The following is a 15,635-nucleotide window of genomic DNA, read 5'->3' on the forward strand; positions in this document are numbered from 1 at the left end:
CCACGCCGGACATCCAGATCAACACCACCCAACGCCCGCACCGACGAGAACACCTTCACGATGCCACTCATCTGCAACAGCACATCACCATCGACGGCGTCGGTGACCGCCGTCGATGACGCGTCCTTCGTGACCTCGGTGCTCATGCCGTCGCTCCTGACGTGGTGGTCCGCCGGGGCACGCAGCCCGGGTCGGTGAAGACGGTGTCGAGCGCGGCGGTGGCCCCGCCGCGCACCGCGGCGCTGAACCCCAGGTTCGAGAGGACGACCCGGGTCCCGCCGGTGTCGGGGGCGAGCACGCCGGCGCTGAGCTCACGCTCGATCGCCGCCTGCATGTGATGACCGACCACGGCGAAGTAGCCGGTGAGGACGACCGTCGCCGGGTTGAGGGCGTTGGCCAGGATCGCGGCGCCGAAGCCGACCCACGCCCCGACCTCCTCGAGCGCGTCCAGGGTGCGCGCGTCGCCGAGGCCGGCACGCCTGTTGAGCTCGGCGAGCCGGTCGTCGATCGCCATGCCCGGGTTGCGGATCGGGTCGTCGGGGTCGGCCGCGCGCTCCAGCAGGGCGCGCAGACCACTGACCGTCTCCCAGCAGCCCTGACGTCCGCACCCGCACCGCCGGCCCCGCGGCTCGACGATCATGTGGCCGAACTCGCCGGCGTAGCCGTGGCTGCCTCGTAGCAGTCGACCGTCGGCCACGATGCCGCCGCCGACACCGACCTCGCCGTGCAGGACCAGGATGTCCTGCCGGAGCGGGTCGCCCGGGGTGGCCTCGGCCGCGGCGGCCAGGTTGCCCTCGTTGTCCACCGTGACGGGGTAGGCCGCGTCGAGGGAGCGGCGCAGGATCGACCCGACCGGGACGTCGTACCACCCGAGGTTGGGCCCGTGGGTGAGGACGTCGTTGGTGCGGTCGTAGAGACCGGCCACGCCGACGGTGAGACCCACCACCAGCGCGTCGCGCTGCTCGAGGAGCCGGACGGTCTCGCGCACCAGGTCGACGAGGTGGCCGAGCACCTGGTCCGCGTCGAGCGACCGGGCGTCCAGGGCCAGCTTCCGCTCGGCGACCACCTCGCCCCGCAGGTCGAGCGCCATCGTCGAGACGTGGTTGACGTTGATCTCGGCGCCGATGCCGCACACCCCGCGCCCGTCGAGCTCGACGGCGACGCTGGGTCGACCGACGGCGGGCTGCACGAGCTGCCCGTCCGTGACCAGCCCGCGTTCGGCCAGCTCGGCGACCAGCGTGGACACGGTGGACCGGGTGACCCCGAGGTCGGTGGCCAGCGCGGCCCGCGAGCGCGGCCCGTGGTCGCGGAGGAAGCGCAGGGCGAGTCCGAGGTTGGACCGGCGGACGTCGGGGTTGGCCAGACTCTGGTCCGAGGGAGCCGAGTTGTAGGTCGACACTCGCGTCTCCTTCCGGCGGTGCACGGGCGCACGGGCAGCGGGCGTCCGCGGACCGTGGGTGGCGTGGGCATGGGGCTGGGCCCCGAGCGCGGGGTCGTGGTGGCAGCACCCGTAGCGGCCACGAAGCAGCACCCCCGAACATGCTGTGACTGGCGTCACCTGTTTGTTGGGGCGACGCCCAAACTAAGTGACGAATGGCCGGGGAGGCAACCACCCTGGAGGCAGTTGCCTCAAACAGTTCACCACTTCACGCGCATGCCGTCGCACTTCCGCCGGATTCGGTCAGAAGTGGGCGACAGAGGCGGTGGCCGGGCGCTCGTCGATCCACGCGTCCCAGGCCCCGGCCCCGGCTCCGACGAGGACCGCCCGCTCGCCCATCTCGCTCAGCACGATCTGCAGGCTCCCGGTCTGCTCGGCGGGGGCGAGCCGGTACACCGTCGCGCGCAGGTCGCCGAGGAGGTGGCCACCGAGCGCCGCGACCGGCCCACCGAGGACGACGCAGCGCGGGTCGGTGTGGGCGACGAGCCCCGCGACGACCTGCCCCAGTCGCTGACCCGCGTCGCGGGCGAGCTGGACGACGGCGGGGTCGCCGGCCTGCGCGGCCGCGACCACGTCGGCGAGGTCGAGCTCCCCGGTGCCGGCGAGCGTCGCCGCCAGGACCGCCGAGCGTCCGCGCCTGGCCAGCTCGCCGGCCTGCGCCACGAGGGCCACCCCGCTGGCGTAGGAGTCGAGGCACCCGGTGCGACCGCACGCGCAGGCCGGTCCGAACTCCTCGACCCGCAGGTGCCCGACCCGGCCGGCGTACCTGCGGTCCCCGGCGGCCAGCCGCCCGCCGGCGACGCTGGCGGTCGTGACTCCGTTGCCGAGGCGCACCGCCAGGAGGTCGTCGACGGCGCGCGCCGCACCCGAGTGCCGCTCACCCACGGCCATCGCCCGGACCGCCGGGAGCGCGGCGACCGGCACGCCGGGGTGCCGGTCGTCCAGACCACGACGGAGCTCGTCGAACAACGCCGAGCCGGGCACGGCCACCGCGCACCCGAACGCGGTCGGACGCCGGTCGGCGAGCAGCTGACGCACGGCCTGGAGGACGACCCCGGGCACCGACCCGGGCGCCACGTCGCGATCGCGGAGGTCGATGCTGACCCCCGTGGTGATGGTGAGGTGGCCGTCGATGACGGCGACCCGCACCCTGCGCTCGCCCAGGGACAGCGCCACGACGACCCGCCCGGAGCTCAGGCGGACGCTGGTCGACCTCCGTCCGCCCGAGCTCGCGGCGAGGGGTCCGTCCTCGACGTGCCCCTCGTCGACCAGCGCCCGCACCGCGGCACTCAGCGTCGTCCGCGAGACACCGAGGGCCTCGGCGAGCTGGGTCTTGGTCTGCGGGCCGGCGTCGCGCAGTCGTCTCAGCACCGCTCCGCCCAGTTCGCGTCCCACGGAGGTCAACTTCTCACACGGCGGTCAGCGGCCCGCACCGATGGCGTGCCGCGTGCTCGCCGGCCGTTCGGCGTCTCCCCGCCCGGCCGTCATCGGGGGGCGCGCAGCCCCGCGACGACGAGCTGCGCGAGCGCGTCGTACGCGGCCGCGTCGGTGATGCCCGCCGACCTCGCCAGGACCCCGCTGTGGATCGCCTCCATCACGAGGCCCGCCACGGCGCCGAGGAACGGCGGCGGCACGGCTGCGTCGCCGGCCTCGCGCACGAGGGTGTCGACCCGTCGGGCCGCGATCGCGGTGTTGGTCGAGTACACCTGGCGGGCCGGGGCGAAGGCCTCGAGGTCGGCGAAGAACGCCGGGGAGCCCGGTGCCAGCTCGGTCGAGATGGCGTGCAGGTAGACCTGCAGACGGCTCACGGGGTCCTCCGACCCGGCGAGCCGGGCCTCGACCCGCTCGGTCGCGCCGCGGAAGAACTCGCGGACGACCGCCGTGATCAGCTGCTCCTTGCTCGGCGCGAGTCCGTAGAGCGTCGACTTCGAGCAGCGCAGCCGGGCCGCGAGGTCCTCCAGGCTGAACCGGCTGAACCCCTCGGACAGGAAGAGCTCGACGAGCTCGGTCAGCACCACGTCCCGTCTCCGCACGGCGCCACCCTAGCCGTACCGGAAGGTGTACTGGCGGCCTCGTTTCGGTACAGTCGGCGCTCGACCCCGAGGAGCGCGCCGTGCCTGCAGACCGACTGATGCCCACCACCGAGTCCGCGGACCTGATCGACCTCGTCCGTGACATCGCCGGGAAGGAGCTGCGGCCCCGCGTCGACGAGGCCGAGCGCACCGCGACCTTCCCCCGCGAGGTGTTCCGCACCCTCGGCCGCACCGGGCTGCTGGGTCTCCCCTACCCCGAGGACGTCGGCGGCGGCGGGCAGCCCTACGAGGTCTACCTCCAGGTGGTCGAGGAGATCGCGGGCGCGTGGGCGAGCGTCGGGGTCGGCACGAGCGTGCACGCCCTGTCGTGCTTCGGGCTCTTCCACGTCGGCACCGCCGAGCAGCAGCAGCGCTGGATGCCGGAGATGCTGGGCGGCGAGCTGCTCGGCGCCTACTGCCTGTCCGAGTCGCACGCCGGCTCCGACCCGGCGGCCATGCGCACCCGCGCGGTCCGTCAGGGCGACGAGTACGTCCTCAACGGCGCCAAGGCCTGGACCACCCACGGCGGGGTGGCCGACTTCTACAAGGTCATGGCCCGCACCTCCGACGACGGCGGTCGTGGGATCTCCTGCTTCCTGGTCCCGGCCGACACCCCCGGGCTCACCGCCGACAACCCCGAGCAGAAGATGGGGCTGATGGGATCGACCACGGCCACCGTCCTGCTCGACGACGTGCGGGTGCCGGTCGAGCGGCGGCTGGGCGAGGAGGGTCAAGGGCTGTCGATCGCCCTGGCCGGGCTCGACGCCGGCCGGCTCGGCATCGCCGCCGCCGCCACCGGCGTGGCCCAGGCCGCCCTCGACACGGCGGTCGCCTACGCCAAGGAGCGCGAGACCTTCGGGAAGGCCATCATCGAGCACCAGGGCCTGGCCTTCCTCCTCGCCGACATGGCCGCCGCCGTCGAGTCGGCGCGGGCGACGTACCTCGCCGCGGCCCGGCTCAAGGACCTGGGTCGGCCCTACGGGCGCCAGGCCTCGATCGCCAAGCTGGTCGCCACCGACAACGCGATGCGGGTGACCACCGACGCCGTGCAGGTCCTCGGCGGCGCGGGCTACACCCGTGACTTCCCGGTCGAGCGCTACATGCGCGAGGCGAAGGTCATGCAGATCTTCGAGGGCACCAACCAGATCCAGCGACTGGTCATCGGCCGCCACCTCGCGCGCTGACGCCACCAGCCGCCGGCGTCCCGGCGTCGGTCCCGAGGTCTCGGACCGTGCCGGTCCCAGCACCGGCCGGAGCCCGCGGACGACCACCGCGGTCCGCTGCCACACTCGTCGTGTGAGCGACCCGATCGACCCGCGCTACCTGCTTGCCAACGAGCGGACGTTCCTCGCCTGGATCCGCACCGCCCTCGGCTTCATGGCGGCGGGCACCGGGCTGGTGGCCGTCGAGCTGCCCTGGCCGCAGGCCGCCGTGCGCGCCGTCGCCGGCGCCCTGGCGATCGTCGCGGGCGTGTGCGTCGTCCTGGCGTGGCGGCGGTGGCGATCGGTGGAGGCCGCCATCCTCGAAGGCCGGTCGACACCTCGTGCGGGCGGTATCGCCGTCCTCGCTGCCGCCACCGGCCTGGGCGCGGTCGCGCTGACGGTGCTCATCCTGTTCTGACCTCGGCGCCCCGCGGCCCCGAGGCGTGCTGCGTGGACGCGGTGGGAGGTGCCCGGCCCTACTCCTTGACGCGCCTGGTCTCGTAGGCCCACATCGCGACCTCGACGCGGTTGCGGGCGCCGAGCTTGTTCATCAGCGCGGCGACGTGGGTCTTCACCGTGCTCAGGGTGATGTGCAGCTCCTCGGCGATCTCCGCGTTGGTCCGGCCGCGGGCGACGGTGCGCAGCACCTGCTCCTCGCGCTCGGTGAGCGGCTCGACCGGCTGGGTCGGCGGCGAGGCTCGCTCCAGGCCGGCCAGCGTGGTCAGCAGCCGGCGGGTGATGTTGGGCGAGATGAGCGCGTCGCCGTTCGCTGCAGCGTGGATCGCCTGGACCAGGAGCTCGGGTCCGGCGTTTTTGAGGAGGAAGCCCCGGGCGCCGGCCTTGAGGGCGCCGTGGACGTACTCGTCGAGGTCGAAGGTGGTGATGATGACGATCGCCATGGGGTCCTCGACGCCCGGGCCGGCGAGGCGGCGGGTGGCCTCGACGCCGTCGATCCCGGGCATCCGGATGTCGAAGAGGCAGACGTCGGGACGCAGCTCGCGGGCCACGGCCACTGCCTGGTGACCGTCCGTCGCCTCGCCGACGACCTCGATCCCGGGCTGGGCGTCGAGGATCATGGTGAGGCCGGTGCGGACCAGGACCTGGTCGTCCGCGACCACCACCCGGACCGTCACCGAGGCACCTCGCGCGGCAGGGTCGCCTCGACGGTCCAGCCGGCGGCCGGGTCCGGCCCGGCCCGGCAGGAGCCGCCGAGCAGCTTGGCGCGCTCCGCCATGCCGAGCAGGCCGTAGCCCACGCCGGTCGCGGGGCGGGCTGCTTCTCCGTCGTCGTGCACACGCAACCGTACGACGCCGGCGTCACCGGTGACCTCCACGCTGACCCGGGTGGCGTGGAGCGCGTGCCTGATCGCGTTGGTGACCGACTCCTGACAGATCCGGTAGACCGCCACCTGCACCGGCTGCGGCAGGCCGGCGAGGTCTCCGGTGCGGCGCAGCCGCACCAGCGGGCTCATCCGGGCCAGCTCGTCCAGGTCGTCGATCCCCCGCTGCGGCCCGTACTCGACCGGCTCCGCGTCGGCTGCCTCGCCATCACGGAGGACCCGGACCATCGTGCGCATCTCGTGCAGGGTCCGGGAGGCCTCGGCCTCGATCACCGCCAGCGCCTCGAGGGCCGCCGCCGGGTCAGCGGCTGCCACCGCCCGTCCCGCCTGCGCCTGTATCGCGATGGCCGAGACGTGGTGCGCGACGGTGTCGTGCAGCTCGCGGGCGAGCTCGCCGCGCTCGTGCGTCCTGACCTGCTGCACCTCGCGCCGACGCGCCACCGCGCGGTAGCGCATCGCGGCCCCGAGCGCGAACGACGCCATCAGGAAGGCGGCCCCGCCGACCAGGTCGCCGACGGTCTCGGTCGCCGCGAGTCCCAGGCCCGCCGGGACGGCGACGATCGCCGTACCGATCAGCGCCTCCGGCCCCGAGGCCCAGCGGTACAACGCGTAGGGCAGCAGCACGATCCCGACCATCGAGCTCAGCCCGACGTCGACGCCGTCGACGACCGTGGGGATGGTCAGCACCATCGCGCCACCGAAGCCGATCGCGGTCGCCAGCAGCGGCTGGGTACGCCGCCAGAGCAGGACCGGGAGCACCAGGAGCGCGACCGCGGTGGCCAAGGGACGCGACGGCACGTCCGAGCGGAGGATCGCCTCGCCGGCGGCCGTGACCAGGAGGGCGCCCACCAGGACCCAGTCCCACCACACCCGCACCGGCGGGGAGGGAGCACGGGGTTCGGCGAGGACCGGACGGACGAAGGCAGCCAGCACCGCTCCAACCTAGAGAAGGAACGGCGCCGTCGTACGGGTCAGAAGCACGAGGCGCATCCTGTCCTTTCGGCCGAGGAGCCGACCACTCCTGTGCCCGATGTCCATCGGTCGGCGCCGGGCCACCGTGGAGGCATGTCCAACCTCCTCTACCGGCTCGGCCGGTCTGCCGCGACCCGGCCCTGGGTCGCCATCGGTGCGTGGGTCGTCCTCGCGCTCGTCGTCGTCACCTCCTCCGTCACCCTCGGGCGCGACCTGGAGGAGAGCTTCGAGGCGCCGGGCCTCGACTCCCACCGCGCTGCGGAGCTGCTCGACGAGGCGCAGGCCGACGAGGGCGGGATCACTGCCCACGTCGTCCTCGAGGCGCCGGACGCCGCCGCGCAGCTGGCGCCGGTGGAGGCCGCTCTCTCGGAGCTCCCGCACGTGCTGGGCACGTCGAGCACCGTGTCGCCGGACAGGGACATCGCGCTGGTGCGCGTGCGGTACCCGGCGATCGAGCACCTCGGGAAGGCCGACCTGGACAACCTCAAGGACGCCGTCACCGAGCTGCTTGCCGAGTCGTCGCTGACGCTCGAGACCGGGGGCGACCTGTTCTTCGCCTTCGAGGAAGCACCCACCGGGCTCGGGGAGGTCGCCGGGATCGTCGTCGCGATGATCGTCCTGCTGATCGCGTTCGGCTCCTTCGTCGCGATGGGTCTGCCGATCGGGCTGGCGCTGTTCGGCCTGGTCGTCGGCGTCACGTCGATGAAGCTCGTGACCTACGTCGTCGACGTCCCGGCGTGGGCGCCGCAGCTGGCGGCCATGGTCGGGCTCGGCGTCGGCATCGACTACGCGCTCTTCCTGGTCACCCGGCACCGCGAGCACCTGGCCCTGGGGATGCCGGTCGCAGAAGCGGTCGGCCGAGCCATGGCCACGGCAGGGCAGGCGGTGATCTTCGCCGGCGGCACGGTCGTCGTGGCGATCCTCGGGTTGCTCGTCGCGGGGATCCCGTTCGTCACCGGTGGTGGGGTCGCCATCTCCGCGATGGTGCTCGTCATGGTGCTCGCCTCGGTCACCCTGCTGCCGGCGCTGCTCGGACTTGCCGGGCACCGGATCAACGGCCGCCGGCGCACGCAGCACCGGCCGAGCACCGGCTGGTACCGGTGGGGCGCTCACGTGACCCGCAACGCGACGGCGTACCTGGTCGGCGGAGCGGCCCTCATGGTCGCCCTGGCCGCGCCCGTCCTCGCGCTCGACCTGGGCTTCCCCGACGACGGGACCAAGCCCGGGTCGAGGACCGAACGACGGGCCTACGACCTCATCGCCGACGGCTTCGGCCCCGGGGCGAACGGACCTCTGGTGATCGCGATCGACATCTCGCAGGACGGGGCCGTCGTGGCGCCGCTCGCCGAGGCCGTGGCGGCCGACCCGGGCATCACCTCCGTCGGCGAGCCGACCATCGACCCCGGTGCAGGCGTGGCGACCATGGTGGCGCAGCCGACCACCTCGCCCCAGGACGAGGCCACCCAGGAGACCGTCGCGCGGCTCCGGAGCGACGTCTTCCCGCGGGTGCTCGACGACAGCTCCGCCACCGCCCACGTGGGCGGGCAGACCGCGACCTTCGCCGACCTCGGTGCCCGCGTGCAGGAGCGGATGCTGCGCTTCGTGGCGGCGGTGCTGCTGCTCTCCTTCCTCCTGCTCACGTCGCTGTTCCGCTCGGTCCTGGTGCCGCTGAAGGCGGTCGTGCTGAACCTGCTGAGCGTCGGTGCGGCGTACGGCGTGCTCGTCATGGTCTTCCAGTGGGGCTGGGCGGCCGGCCTCATCGGGGTCGAGTCGACGGTGCCGATCGTGTCGTTCATCCCGTTGTTCATGTTCGCGATCCTGTTCGGGCTCTCCATGGACTACGAGGTCTTCCTGCTGTCGCGGGTGCGCGAGGAGTACCGCCGCCACGGCGACACGACCCGCGCGGTCATCGAGGGGATCGCAGGCACCGGGCGCACCATCACCGCGGCTGCGCTGATCATGGTGGCGGTCTTCTCGGGCTTCGTCCTGGGCAGCGACCCGGTCGTGAAGATGATGGGAGTGGGACTGGCCACGGCCATCTTCCTCGACGCGACCGTCGTCCGCCTGGTGCTCGTCCCGGCCACCATGAAGGTCCTCGGCGACGCGAACTGGTGGCTGCCACGGTGGCTGGACCGGCTGCTGCCGGAGCTGGACCCGGCGTTGGTGGAGAAGCCGGTGGAGGTGGCGGCGGGCCGACCACCGCTGGCTTCCTAGGGGGTCGGGTGCCCCGTGGGCGAGCGGACGCCGGGTCTCCCCGACGTCCGCTCGCGTGGCGGGCGGGGAACGGGGTCAGCCGACCACGGCGCAGGTGGCCGTCGCGCGCAGGGTCTTGGTGGAGCCGGTGTTGTTCATGCCGTAGGCGATGCCGCTGTCCAGGCTCGAGCTGATCCACGTGGACGTCCCCTCCACGCTGGCCGTCCAGTCCGCGGCGATGCCCAGCACCTTCGTCCCCGCGGGGCAGGCGACCACCACGTTCCCGCCGGTGCCGGCCGAGATGTTCTTGGTGTTCTCGACGCGCTCCAGCCCGCTGATGCCGGACGGACCGATCGGACCGGCCGGACCGGATCCGCCCTTGAGCTTGGCGATCGTCGCGGCGCTCAGGTCGGCCGCGGTGAGGGCGCGGTTCTTGACGTCCTTGCCGGTGATGCTCTTGTTCTTGATGTCAGCCGAGGCCACGGAGCCGTTCTTGATGTCGGCCCCGGTGATCAGGGCGCCGGCGACGGCTCCGGTGGAGGCCGAGACCGCGACGACGGCGGCGAGGACAGCGGCGGCGGGCAGGACCCGGACGAGCTTGGTGTTCACGGTGGTGTTCCTTCTCAGGTGTCTGTGGTGACCGGTGGGCCCGGCAACGTGCCGGACGCCGTGTGAGCGACGTGGGTTCACGTCGCACGACGGGACGCTAGGAGCCCCGGACGATGCTCGCTATCCACGATGCGCGGGCAGCATCCGCCGAGCGCGGCCGGTCGGTCGTCCGAGAAGTACGTTCCAGATCGACGTCACGCGTGCGATGATCGCGAGGCCTCTGGTCAGGGGGTGTTCGGGAGCCCACGAGGAGGTCCAGGTCGATGACTCGGCCCCTGCTCACCGCGTACCGCAGGATCGCCACGACCGACATGGACCAGGCGCGCCTCGACCTGTCCGAGCACTTCTGCCCCCACGTGCTCGAGCCCCGGGGGCGCGACAGGCCTCTCGACGTCATCCACAACGCAGCCGTGATCGGTCCGTCCGTCACGCTCAACTACCTGACGTACGGCAACGGGATGCGCATCACTCCCGGGACGTTCGACCACTTCTACCTCGTCAAGGTCCCGCTCGCCGGCACGGCCCGCGTGCGGGTGGGCGACCGGGTGGTGCACTCCACCCGCAACCGCGCCTCGATCGGCTCCCCCACCGAGCCGGTCGACATGATGTGGAGCGAGGGCTGCGAGCAGCTGCTCGTCTACCTCCGGCGCGCCGCCGTCGAGGACCTGGCGAGTGGCGACGGTGACGCCGCTCCCGTCGTGTTCGACCCGACGATGGACCTCGAGGCCCCCTCCGCCCGCTCGTGGTTGCGTCTGGTGCACCTGGCGGTCGACGACATGGAAGCCGGCGGCGCGTTGTTCCGCTCACCCCTCGCGGCCGTGCACTTCGAGCAGACCCTGATCTCCGGACTGCTGGCCCTGCAGCCCAACTCCGCGCAGGAGGTGGAACAGCCGACGCGGGCGTGCCCACCCGCCGTCCGCGCCGTCGTGGACCTCATCGAGGGCCAGCCGGAGCACGCCTGGACGATCGCCGGGCTCGCGCGGCACGCGGGGGTCTCGCCGCGCACCCTCCAGGAGGCGTTCCAGCGAGAGCTGGGCATGAGCCCGCTGGAGCGGTTGCGGCGCACGCGGCTGGAGCGAGCGCGCCGCGACCTCGTCTCTGCCGATCCCGCACGGACCTCGGTCACCGACATCGCGGCCCGTTGGGGCTTCTTCCACCTCGGCAGGTTCGCGCAGACCTACCGGGCGAGGTACCAGGAGCTCCCCTCGCAGACCTTGGCTGGCTGAGGTCGAGGGCGGCGCCCCAGGCGCTGCGCGGGGGTCGTGGCCGCGGGACGACGCGGACTCGGCTCGGGCTCAGGCCTCGGTTGCTCGGGAGCGGACGAACGCCGCCAGGTCGCGCGCACCGTCGGCGACCGCGACCCGGAGACCGTCGAGCTCGGCGTCGGACGGGAGCTGACGGTCACCGGCTGCGTGCTCGATGCGCGTGCACTGCTGCGCGAGCGACGACAGCCCGAGGTTGGCGGCGCAGCCGCGCAGCGCGTGCGCGTGCAGGCTCGTCGCAGGCGCGTCACCCGCGCCCACCGACCTGGTCAGCGCGGCCAGGAGGCCGGTCGCCGTCGCCTCGAAGCGCCCGACCATCAGCGAGACGAAGGAGAGCTCGATGCCGTCCTCCAACAGCTCGGCGAGCCGGGCGCTGGGCGCCGGTCCGGCCGTCGCGGGCAGCTCGGCCACCACGGGGTCGGCAGCAGGCACCTTGGAGCCTGGGGCCGAGCGGGGTGCCACCCACCGGTCGAGCATCTTCCCCAGCAGGCCCACGTCGACCGGTTTGGACAGGAAGTCGTCCATCCCAGCCTCGAGACAGCGCTCCCGCTCGCCCGCCACGGCGGCCGCGGTCATCGCGATGATCGGGGTCCGCACGCCGCCGTGCTGAATGGCACGCACGGCGCGGGTGGCGTCGAAGCCGTCCATCACCGGCATCTGGCAGTCCATGAGGATGACGTCGAAGCCGTCTGGGTGGTCGGCGACCGCGGCCACGCCCGCGGCACCGTTGTCGGCCACCTGCACCTGGAACCCGAGCCGGCGCAGCACCCCCTCCGCGACCAGCTGGTTGATCGCGTTGTCCTCGACGACGAGGACTCGTCCCCGGTCCGCGGCCGGCGCCACGGCGGCGCCCGCCGCCTGCTCCACCGCGGCCACCCAGCGGCCGCCCAGGGTGGCCAGCGTGTCGAGCAGGCGCGATGCGCGCACGGGCTTGCTGAGGAAGCTGTCGATGCCCGCGTCCTCGAGCCAGCCGTCGGCCGGCTCGGTGGATGACGACAGCAGCACGAGCCGGGTGGTGTCGTGGCGCGACTCCGCTCGCACGATGCGGGCGAGCTGCTCGCCGTCCGCGCCGGGCATCATGTAGTCGAGGAGCACCACGTCGTACGGCGCGCCCCGGCGCACCGAGGTGTCCAGCTCGACCAGCGCCTCGTAGGCCGACTCCACGGCCGTCACGTCCACAGCCCAGCCGGAGAGCTGCTCGCCGAGGATGAACCGGTTGGTGGCGTTGTCGTCGACGACCAGCACCCGCAGTCCGGCCACCGCGCTCTCACGCACCCCGTCCTGGTCCAGGGGGTGCCCCTCGGCGGCCGTGCAGAACGCGGCGGTGAACCAGAACGTGCTCCCCGCCCCCGCAGCGCTCTGCACTCCCATGTCGCCGTCCATGGCGGCGACGATGCGCTTGCTGATGGCGAGGCCGAGCCCGGTGCCGCCGTACTCGCGGGTGGTCGAGCTGTCGGCCTGGGTGAACGCCTCGAAGAGCCTCAGCTGCGCGTCGGGGGCGATGCCGACGCCGGTGTCGCGGACCGACACCCGCACCCGCGAGCCGTCGCGCTCGGCCCGGATCACGACCTCGCCGGTGGCAGTGAACTTCACCGCGTTGGCTGCCAGGTTGGTGATGACCTGCCCGAAGCGCACCGGGTCGCCGCGCACCAGCAGCGGGATGTCGGATGCGCTCGAGACGACCAGCTCGAGTCCCTTCTCGCGGGCGGCGTCGGCGACGAGGCCGGCGCTCTGCTCGACGATGGTGCGCGGGTCGAAGTCGACCTCCTCGAGATCGAGGCGGCCGGCCTCGATCTTCGACAGGTCCAGGATGTCGTTGACCAGCGCGAGCAGCGTGCGACCCGCCTGGTCGACACCCTCGGCCAGCCGCTGCTGGTGGTCGGTCAGCTCGGTGCGACGCAACAGCTCGCTCAGACCGATGACGCCGTTGAGCGGGGTGCGGATCTCGTGGCTCATCGTGGCGAGGAAGTCCGACTTCGCTCGCGAGGCGCTCAGCGCCGCGTCGCGAGCGGTGGCCAGCTCCTCCCCCGTCCACTCCCGCTCGGCGACGTGGGCGAGCAGGGCGAGCATCTGCTCGAAGAACGCCAGGTCGGCTGCCGGCGCCCGCTCGGCAGCCTCGGTGTCGGAGACGATCACGCACGCCAGCCGCTCTCCCACCTGGACCCGGCCGGCCACCAGCACCGTGCCGCCAGGTCCGAGACGCTGCACCGCCGCTCGCTGCTCCACCGCCTCGCGCGCCAGGTCACGGGCGAAGGGCAGCACGTCCTCGTCGGTGGCGGACCAGTCCAGGTCGATGAAGACGAGGTCGGCACCCGGCTCGGGCGACTGGGGCGCCGCGACCAGGACGGCGGGCCACCGCGCGTAGGGCCGCACCAGCGACTCCGAGCTGACCAGCAGCTCCTGGAGCGTCCTCGCCTCGTTGGCCGCCCTGCCCATGGCGCTGAGGAACTCCAACCCCTGCTCGTTGCTCTTCGACTCGCTGATGTCCTGCAGGGTGCCGCCGACCCGCACCACCTCGCCGGCGTCGTCGCGGACGACGCGCCCCCGGACGCGCAACCACGTCTCCGGGTCGCCGGCGAGACGACACTCGACGTCGAGCGGCTCGACCCCGTCGAGCATTCGCTCGTACTGCGACAGGACGAGGTCGAGATCGCGGGGGTCGAGGAGCCCGAGGAAGGAGTCCACGGCGGGCTCGAAGGTCTCGGGGTCGACCCGGCACAGCCGGTAGGCCTGTGCCGACCAGTCCACCGACCCGGTGACGACGTTCCGCTCCCAGCTGCCGACGCCGGCGATGACCTGGGCCTCGGCGAGCTGCTGCTCGCGTCGCACCAGCTCGTCGAGCAGCACGCGTTGCTCAGAGTGGTCCTTCACGCGGTAGAGCCAGCCCTGCTGTACCCCCTCGTCGTCGAGGAGCGGCACGTGGCTGACCAACGCCCAGAACTCCGATCCGTCGAGCCGGTGCAGGCAGCACTCGAGGTTGTGACCCGCACCGGCCTCGCGATCGCGGGTGTCGAGGTGGCGGGCGAAGTCCGCCCGCCCCTGCTCGTCGAGCACGTCGTACACGGTGAAGCTGCCGGACCGTTCGGCGTCACGACCCAGCATCGTGAGCAGTGCCGGGTTGGCGTAGACCGTCACCCCGTCGTCGTCGAACATCCACAACCCGTCGGGCAGGGCGCGCACGACCCGCTGCGCGAACGTTGCACCACGAGCAGCTGCTACGACGGAATCGGGGGGTTCCACCCCTCCACGGTGCCAGACGTCGCGCTGAAGTGGACGAGAAGAGGTCTGACTCGGGACGATGCGTCGCCGTTCGCGCGGCGATGACTTCAGGTCGGTGGGCCGGTCCAAGGGGCATGACCCGAACCGAGCGCCCCGTCGCACCCACGTCGTGGGCGAGGGCGACGATCTCCTCCACTACGACGTCCACGGTGTTCTCGCCACAGCCCATCCCGACCGCCCGGTCCTGATGGCGTTCGCCAACCCGATGGCGGCAGACGCGTTCTCCGCGCTCGCGGCCGAGATCACCGATCGGCCGGTCGTCACCCTCGACCCGCGCGGGTCGGGTCGGAACCCCGCGGGCGACAGTCCGCTGACCGCGGAGCAGCACGCCGAGGACCTGCACCGGGTGGTCGAGGCGCTCGACGTCGGCGCCGTCGACGCCTTCGGGTCCAGCGGTGGCGCCGTGTGCCTGCTCGCCCTGCTCGCCGCGCACCCTGGTGACATCCGCCGAGCCGTCGTGCACGAACCTCCACTGGTCGACACCATCGCCGACGGCGACGTCGTGCTCGCCGCGTGCCAGGACATCCGCGACACCTACGACCGAGCCGGCGAGGGGGCTGCGATGGCCAAGTTCGTCGCGCTCGTCATGGCCGTCGAGCCCCTCGCGGAGGACTACCTCGATCGACCGGCGCCCGATCCGGTCGCGCTCGGGATGAGTGCCGAGGACGACGGCAGCCGCACGAGCCCGCTCCTGCGCAACATGCCCGCGGTCAACGCCTACGTGCCTGCCTACGCGGCGCTCGCCGGCCTGGGTGACCGCGTCCGTGTAGCGGTCGGCGAGGAGTCCGGCCAGGAGGTCGCGGCCCGTGGCGGATACGGCCTGGCCGAACGAATCGGCCGTGCGCCCGACCTGTTCCCGAGCCACCACGCGGGCTTCACCGGTGAGGGCCACTACCCGGGGAAGCCTGCCCAGTTCGCCGCCCGGCTGCGCGAGGTGCTGGGCTGAGGCTCACGCCAGCGACCCGCCTGTGCTCGATCTCGACGCTGCTGGTGGCCCGGCCACGACGTCAGCCGTGGCCGCTGTGGGCCGGCCCTCAGCGGCTACGACCCGACCTACGAGGCGAAGCGCCCGATCACCGCGACGGACGGACGCAGCACGGCCACCCGCTCAGTCACGCACGGGGGCAGGCCGTAGCAACGAAACAGCCCCCGACCTGCGTCTCCGCAGGTCAGGGGCTGTTCCTCATGTGTAGCGGGGGCAGGATTTGAACCTGCGACCTCTGGGTTATGAGCCCAGCGAGCTACCGAGCTGCTCCACCCCGCGTCGGT

12 protein-coding genes and 1 tRNA gene are annotated in these 15,635 nt (G+C 72.8%); 5 read left to right on the forward strand and 8 right to left on the reverse strand.

Annotation, left to right across the window (positions count from 1 at the left end; all coding sequences use genetic code 11):
- Positions 1-142: 142 nt before the first annotated feature.
- From E4623_RS00005 to E4623_RS00015, 3 genes are all read right to left on the reverse strand, one after another.
- Positions 143-1,399 (reverse strand): ROK family transcriptional regulator, encoded by a 1,257-nt coding sequence (locus E4623_RS00005; protein ID WP_134764485.1) that lies wholly within the window; start codon positions 1,397-1,399, stop codon positions 143-145.
- Positions 1,400-1,681: 282 nt separating this feature from the next.
- The gene (locus tag E4623_RS00010) at positions 1,682-2,833 is read right to left on the reverse strand and encodes an ROK family transcriptional regulator (RefSeq protein ID WP_167736403.1); all 1,152 of its coding nucleotides are present in this window, start codon (positions 2,831-2,833) and stop codon (positions 1,682-1,684) included.
- Between the two features lie 89 nt (positions 2,834-2,922).
- Complete coding sequence (locus tag E4623_RS00015) at positions 2,923-3,471, reverse strand: TetR/AcrR family transcriptional regulator (protein WP_209020427.1); 549 nt, start codon at positions 3,469-3,471, stop codon at positions 2,923-2,925.
- Between the two features lie 80 nt (positions 3,472-3,551).
- Between E4623_RS00015 and E4623_RS00020 the strand changes: the two genes are divergently transcribed.
- Complete coding sequence (locus tag E4623_RS00020; RefSeq protein WP_134764487.1) at positions 3,552-4,694, forward strand: acyl-CoA dehydrogenase family protein; 1,143 nt, start codon at positions 3,552-3,554, stop codon at positions 4,692-4,694.
- 112 nt (positions 4,695-4,806) lie between these two features.
- Positions 4,807-5,130, forward strand: coding sequence for a DUF202 domain-containing protein (locus tag E4623_RS22395; protein ID WP_167736404.1), 324 nt, complete (start codon positions 4,807-4,809; stop codon positions 5,128-5,130).
- 58 nt (positions 5,131-5,188) lie between these two features.
- Here the strand turns inward: E4623_RS22395 and E4623_RS00030 are convergent, their stop codons facing one another.
- Both E4623_RS00030 and E4623_RS00035 read right to left on the reverse strand, forming a co-directional pair.
- Positions 5,189-5,845 carry a response regulator transcription factor gene (locus E4623_RS00030; protein WP_134764488.1) on the reverse strand — a complete coding sequence of 219 codons (657 nt, stop codon included), beginning with the start codon at positions 5,843-5,845 and terminating at the stop codon, positions 5,189-5,191.
- Entirely contained in the window at positions 5,842-6,984 is a 1,143-nt protein-coding gene (locus E4623_RS00035) for a histidine kinase (RefSeq protein WP_134764489.1), read from the reverse strand. The genes E4623_RS00030 and E4623_RS00035 overlap by 4 nt, the downstream gene beginning before the upstream one ends.
- A gap of 132 nt (positions 6,985-7,116) precedes the next feature.
- Between E4623_RS00035 and E4623_RS00040 the strand changes: the two genes are divergently transcribed.
- On the forward strand, positions 7,117-9,237 hold the full coding sequence (locus E4623_RS00040) for an MMPL family transporter (RefSeq protein WP_134764490.1): 2,121 nt from the start codon (positions 7,117-7,119) through the stop codon (positions 9,235-9,237).
- Positions 9,238-9,312: 75 nt separating this feature from the next.
- Here the strand turns inward: E4623_RS00040 and E4623_RS00045 are convergent, their stop codons facing one another.
- Complete coding sequence (locus E4623_RS00045; protein ID WP_134764491.1) at positions 9,313-9,825, reverse strand: hypothetical protein; 513 nt, start codon at positions 9,823-9,825, stop codon at positions 9,313-9,315.
- A 263-nt stretch (positions 9,826-10,088) separates the two neighbouring features.
- Between E4623_RS00045 and E4623_RS00050 the strand changes: the two genes are divergently transcribed.
- Complete coding sequence (locus E4623_RS00050; protein ID WP_134764492.1) at positions 10,089-11,051, forward strand: AraC family transcriptional regulator; 963 nt, start codon at positions 10,089-10,091, stop codon at positions 11,049-11,051.
- A 69-nt stretch (positions 11,052-11,120) separates the two neighbouring features.
- Here the strand turns inward: E4623_RS00050 and E4623_RS00055 are convergent, their stop codons facing one another.
- Positions 11,121-14,267 (reverse strand): hybrid sensor histidine kinase/response regulator, encoded by a 3,147-nt coding sequence (locus E4623_RS00055; protein WP_134764493.1) that lies wholly within the window; start codon positions 14,265-14,267, stop codon positions 11,121-11,123.
- A 208-nt stretch (positions 14,268-14,475) separates the two neighbouring features.
- Between E4623_RS00055 and E4623_RS00060 the strand changes: the two genes are divergently transcribed.
- Entirely contained in the window at positions 14,476-15,312 is an 837-nt protein-coding gene (locus E4623_RS00060; protein ID WP_245154755.1) for an alpha/beta hydrolase, read from the forward strand.
- 244 nt (positions 15,313-15,556) lie between these two features.
- On the opposite strand, the gene E4623_RS00065 is transcribed toward E4623_RS00060, so the two are convergent.
- Positions 15,557-15,630: transfer RNA gene (locus E4623_RS00065), tRNA-Met, on the reverse strand.
- Positions 15,631-15,635: the final 5 nt, after the last annotated feature.

Origin of the sequence: Nocardioides sp. 1609 (assembly GCF_004522105.1) — a bacterium.
GTDB lineage: Bacteria > Actinomycetota > Actinomycetes > Propionibacteriales > Nocardioidaceae > Nocardioides.